At 48.9% G+C, this 5,231-nt stretch carries 2 tRNA genes and 2 rRNA genes; all 4 read left to right on the top strand.

Going from position 1 to position 5,231, the window contains the following annotated elements:
• Positions 1-25: 25 nt before the first annotated feature.
• The 4 genes from JMY06_RS11540 to JMY06_RS11525 all read left to right on the top strand — a co-directional run bounded on the left by JMY06_RS11540 (position 26) and on the right by JMY06_RS11525 (position 5,113).
• Positions 26-1,565: ribosomal RNA gene (locus tag JMY06_RS11540) — 16S ribosomal RNA — on the top strand.
• Positions 1,566-1,764: 199 nt separating this feature from the next.
• Positions 1,765-1,841: transfer RNA gene (locus JMY06_RS11535), tRNA-Ile, on the top strand.
• An 8-nt stretch (positions 1,842-1,849) separates the two neighbouring features.
• A tRNA-Ala gene (locus tag JMY06_RS11530) sits at positions 1,850-1,925 on the top strand.
• Between the two features lie 327 nt (positions 1,926-2,252).
• Positions 2,253-5,113: ribosomal RNA gene (locus JMY06_RS11525) — 23S ribosomal RNA — on the top strand.
• The 16S and 23S rRNA genes sit together here with 2 tRNA genes alongside, the layout of an rRNA operon.
• The last annotated feature ends 118 nt before the right edge of the window (positions 5,114-5,231 follow it).

The raw sequence follows: 5,231 nt of genomic DNA, 5'->3' as shown, positions 1-5,231 counted from the left end.
GATTAAAGGGTTACATAGCAAGATTAAACTGAAGAGTTTGATCATGGCTCAGATTGAACGCTGGCGGCAGGCTTAACACATGCAAGTCGAGCGGAAACGATGATAGCTTGCTATCAGGCGTCGAGCGGCGGACGGGTGAGTAATACTTAGGAATCTACCTAGTAGTGGGGGATAGCTCGGGGAAACTCGAATTAATACCGCATACGACCTACGGGAGAAAGGGGGCAACTTGTTGCTCTCGCTATTAGATGAGCCTAAGTCGGATTAGCTAGATGGTGGGGTAAAGGCCTACCATGGCGACGATCTGTAGCTGGTCTGAGAGGATGATCAGCCACACCGGGACTGAGACACGGCCCGGACTCCTACGGGAGGCAGCAGTGGGGAATATTGGACAATGGGGGCAACCCTGATCCAGCCATGCCGCGTGTGTGAAGAAGGCCTTTTGGTTGTAAAGCACTTTAAGCAGTGAAGAAGACTCTATGGTTAATACCCATAGACGATGACATTAGCTGCAGAATAAGCACCGGCTAACTCTGTGCCAGCAGCCGCGGTAATACAGAGGGTGCAAGCGTTAATCGGAATTACTGGGCGTAAAGCGAGCGTAGGTGGCTCGATAAGTCAGATGTGAAATCCCCGGGCTTAACCTGGGAACTGCATCTGATACTGTTGAGCTAGAGTAGGTGAGAGGAAGGTAGAATTCCAGGTGTAGCGGTGAAATGCGTAGAGATCTGGAGGAATACCGATGGCGAAGGCAGCCTTCTGGCATCATACTGACACTGAGGCTCGAAAGCGTGGGTAGCAAACAGGATTAGATACCCTGGTAGTCCACGCCGTAAACGATGTCTACTAGTCGTTGGGTCCCTTGAGGACTTAGTGACGCAGCTAACGCAATAAGTAGACCGCCTGGGGAGTACGGCCGCAAGGTTAAAACTCAAATGAATTGACGGGGGCCCGCACAAGCGGTGGAGCATGTGGTTTAATTCGATGCAACGCGAAGAACCTTACCTGGTCTTGACATATCTAGAATCCTGCAGAGATGCGGGAGTGCCTTCGGGAATTAGAATACAGGTGCTGCATGGCTGTCGTCAGCTCGTGTCGTGAGATGTTGGGTTAAGTCCCGCAACGAGCGCAACCCTTGTCCTTAGTTACCAGCGGGTTAAGCCGGGAACTCTAAGGATACTGCCAGTGACAAACTGGAGGAAGGCGGGGACGACGTCAAGTCATCATGGCCCTTACGACCAGGGCTACACACGTGCTACAATGGTAGGTACAGAGGGCAGCTACACAGCGATGTGATGCGAATCTCAAAAAGCCTATCGTAGTCCAGATTGGAGTCTGCAACTCGACTCCATGAAGTAGGAATCGCTAGTAATCGCGGATCAGAATGCCGCGGTGAATACGTTCCCGGGCCTTGTACACACCGCCCGTCACACCATGGGAGTTGATTGCACCAGAAGTGGATAGCCTAACCTTTTAGGATGGCGTTCACCACGGTGTGGTTGATGACTGGGGTGAAGTCGTAACAAGGTAGCCGTAGGGGAACCTGCGGCTGGATCACCTCCTTATAGACGCATTCGGTCAGCAAGAATTCACAACAAGTTGTTCTTTAGTTTAAGCTATTATTTATTAGCTTTGTTGGTATTAACTGCTTTTGTAGTTAGGTACTGATTAAGCATAGTGGATATAGAGCTATTAGCAATTTCCCTTTAAGGAAATTGCTCTTGCGCTCGGAATGAAGCAGTGCTTCATTTGTATCCTCGCTCAGGGTCTGTAGCTCAGCTGGTTAGAGCACCGTGTTGATAACGCGGGGGTCATAAGTTCAAGTCTTATCAGACCCACCATTATACATGGGGCCATAGCTCAGCTGGTAGAGCGCCTGCCTTGCACGCAGGAGGTCAACGGTTCGACTCCGTTTGGCTCCACCATAATAAATAGTAACTTTAAGTGCTAAGTAGTATAAATAGAACCAAGTGATTGTAACTAATTATTTGTTTCTGTTTTATACAGAATCTGTGACTCGATGAGAGCATAGAAACTATTTAAAAACATAGATATGAGTCTGGGTTAGTGATGACATGTTCACGTGTTGTCATTAACCTGATAATCAACCTCTTAACGACATCAGTTGTTATCCCAGGGGTTGATTATCAAAAAGTAAAGAGAACTGAATCAAGCGTAAACATAGGTGATATCGTTATCATAATTAGACTGATATAACACTTAGATAGTCGAGAGACTACTTGGGGTTGTATGGTCAAGTAATGAAGCGCACATGGTGGATGCCTTGGCAGTCAGAGGCGATGAAAGACGTGACAGCCTGCGATAAGTTTCGGGGAGGCGGCAATATCCTGTGATCCGGAAATTTCTGAATGGGGAAACCCACTTACCATAAGGTAGGTATCTTGTACTTGTACAAGAAGCGAACGAGGGGAAGTGAAACATCTCAGTACCCTTAGGAATAGACATCAAATGAGATTCCCCAAGTAGCGGCGAGCGAACGGGGAGAAGCCGATTAATTCTAATGTAGAAGAACAGCGTGGGAAAGCTGACCGTAGTAGGTGATAGTCCTGTATTCGAAACATTAGAGTTAACATATTAAGTAGAGCGGGGCACGAGAAATCCTGTTTGAAGATGGGGGGACCATCCTCCAAGGCTAAATACTCCTGACTGACCGATAGTGAACCAGTACCGTGAGGGAAAGGCGAAAAGAACCCCTGTGAGGGGAGTGAAATAGAACCTGAAACCGTGTGCGTACAAGCAGTGGGAGCCTTAATTTATTAGGGTGACCGCGTACCTTTTGTATAATGGGTCAGCGACTTATGTTCTGTAGCAAGGTTAACCATTTAGGGGAGCCGTAGGGAAACCGAGTCTTAATAGGGCGTTTAGTTGCAGGGCATAGACCCGAAACCGAGTGATCTATCCATGAGCAGGTTGAAAGTGCCGTAACAGGCACCGGAGGACCGAACCCACTGTCGTTGAAAAGCCAGGGGATGACTTGTGGATAGGGGTGAAAGGCTAATCAAACTCGGTGATAGCTGGTTCTCCCCGAAAGCTATTTAGGTAGCGCCTCGGACGAACACCATTGGGGGTAGAGCACTGTTTCGGCTAGGGGGTCATACCGACTTACCAAACCGATGCAAACTCCGAATACCGATGAGTGATATCCGGGAGACACACGGCGGGTGCTAACGTCCGTCGTGGAGAGGGAAACAACCCAGACCGCCAGCTAAGGCCCCAAATTCCTAGTTAAGTGGGAAACGAGGTGGGAAGGCATAGACAGCTAGGAGGTTGGCTTAGAAGCAGCCATCCTTTAAAGAAAGCGTAATAGCTCACTAGTCGAGTCGGCCCGCGCGGAAGATGTAACGGGGCTCAAACTAGGAGCCGAAGCTGCGGATTTGAGAATTTGTTTTCAAGTGGTAGGGGAGCGTTGTGTAAGCCTGTGAAGGTGTGTCGTAAGGCATGCTGGAGGTATCACAAGAGCGAATGCTGACGTGAGTAACGATAATGCGAGTGAAAAGCTCGCACGCCGGAAGATCAAGGGTTCCAGTCCAACGTTAATCGGGGCTGGGTGAGTCGACCCCTAAGGCGAGGCCGAAAGGCGTAGTCGATGGGAAATCGGTTAATATTCTGATACTTGTTTATAATGCGATGGAGGGACGGAGAAGGTTATGCCAGCCTGGCGATGGTTGTCCAGGTGAAAGGATGTAGGTAGACAGTTTAGGTAAATCCGGACTGTTAATACCGAGATCTGATAGCAAGCTGTACTTGTACAGTGAAGTGGTAAATACCATGCTTCCAGGAAAAGCTTCTAAGCAATAGTTATAAACGAATCGTACCCTAAACCGACACAGGTGATCAGGTAGAGAATACCAAGGCGCTTGAGAGAACTCTGCTGAAGGAACTAGGCAAAATGGTACCGTAACTTCGGGAGAAGGTACGCTGCTGATGGTGAAGGACTTGCTCCGTAAGCTATTGGCAGTCGCAGATACCAGGCTGCTGCAACTGTTTATTAAAAACACAGCACTCTGCAAACACGAAAGTGGACGTATAGGGTGTGATGCCTGCCCGGTGCTGGAAGGTTAATTGATGGGGTTAGCGTAAGCGAAGCTCTTGATCGAAGCCCCAGTAAACGGCGGCCGTAACTATAACGGTCCTAAGGTAGCGAAATTCCTTGTCGGGTAAGTTCCGACCTGCACGAATGGCATAATGATGGCAGCGCTGTCTCCAGCAGAGACTCAGTGAAATCGAAATCGCAGTGAAGATGCTGTGTACCCGCGGCTAGACGGAAAGACCCCGTGAACCTTTACTACAGCTTTACATTGAACTTTGACCTGACTTGTGCAGGATAGGTGGGAGGCTTTGAAGCAGACACGCTAGTGTTTGTGGAGCCAATCTTGAAATACCACCCTGGTCATGTCGGGGTTCTAACTCAGGTATAACAATACCGAGGACAATGTATGGTGGGTAGTTTGACTGGGGCGGTCTCCTCCTAAAGAGTAACGGAGGAGTACGAAGGTGCGCTCAGAACGGTCGGAAATCGTTCATAGAGTATAAAGGCAAAAGCGCGCTTAACTGCGAGACCCACAAGTCGAGCAGGTACGAAAGTAGGTCTTAGTGATCCGGTGGTTCTGTATGGAAGGGCCATCGCTCAACGGATAAAAGGTACTCTGGGGATAACAGGCTGATACCGCCCAAGAGTTCATATCGACGGCGGTGTTTGGCACCTCGATGTCGGCTCATCTCATCCTAGGGCTGAAGCAGGTCCTAAGGGTATGGCTGTTCGCCATTTAAAGAGGTACGCGAGCTGGGTTTAGAACGTCGTGAGACAGTTCGGTCCCTATCTACCGTGGGCGTTGGAAATTTGAGAGGATCTGCTCCTAGTACGAGAGGACCAGAGTGGACGAACCTCTGGTGTTCGGGTTGTCACGCCAGTGGCATTGCCCGGTAGCTACGTTCGGATGGGATAACCGCTGAAAGCATCTAAGCGGGAAGCCCACCTCAAGATTAGATTTCCCTAAAGAGCCGTTCAAGACTAGGACGTTGATAGGCAGGGTGTGGAAGCACAGCGATGTGTGTAGCTAACCTGTACTAATTGCTCGTTTGGCTTGACCATACAACACCCAAGTGGTTTGTATGAAAGTCTAATTAATCTATCTTGTATAGCTGTAGTGGCTATAGACTATAAATATATTTCGATATCACCTTAAACCTTGATTCAGTTAGGTTTAGTG

It is taken from the genome of Psychrobacter urativorans (assembly GCF_904846675.1).
GTDB classification, from domain to species: Bacteria; Pseudomonadota; Gammaproteobacteria; order Pseudomonadales; family Moraxellaceae; genus Psychrobacter; species Psychrobacter urativorans_B.
Note: the sequence above shows the minus strand (reverse complement) of the source record. Positions and strands in the feature narration are given on the sequence as shown.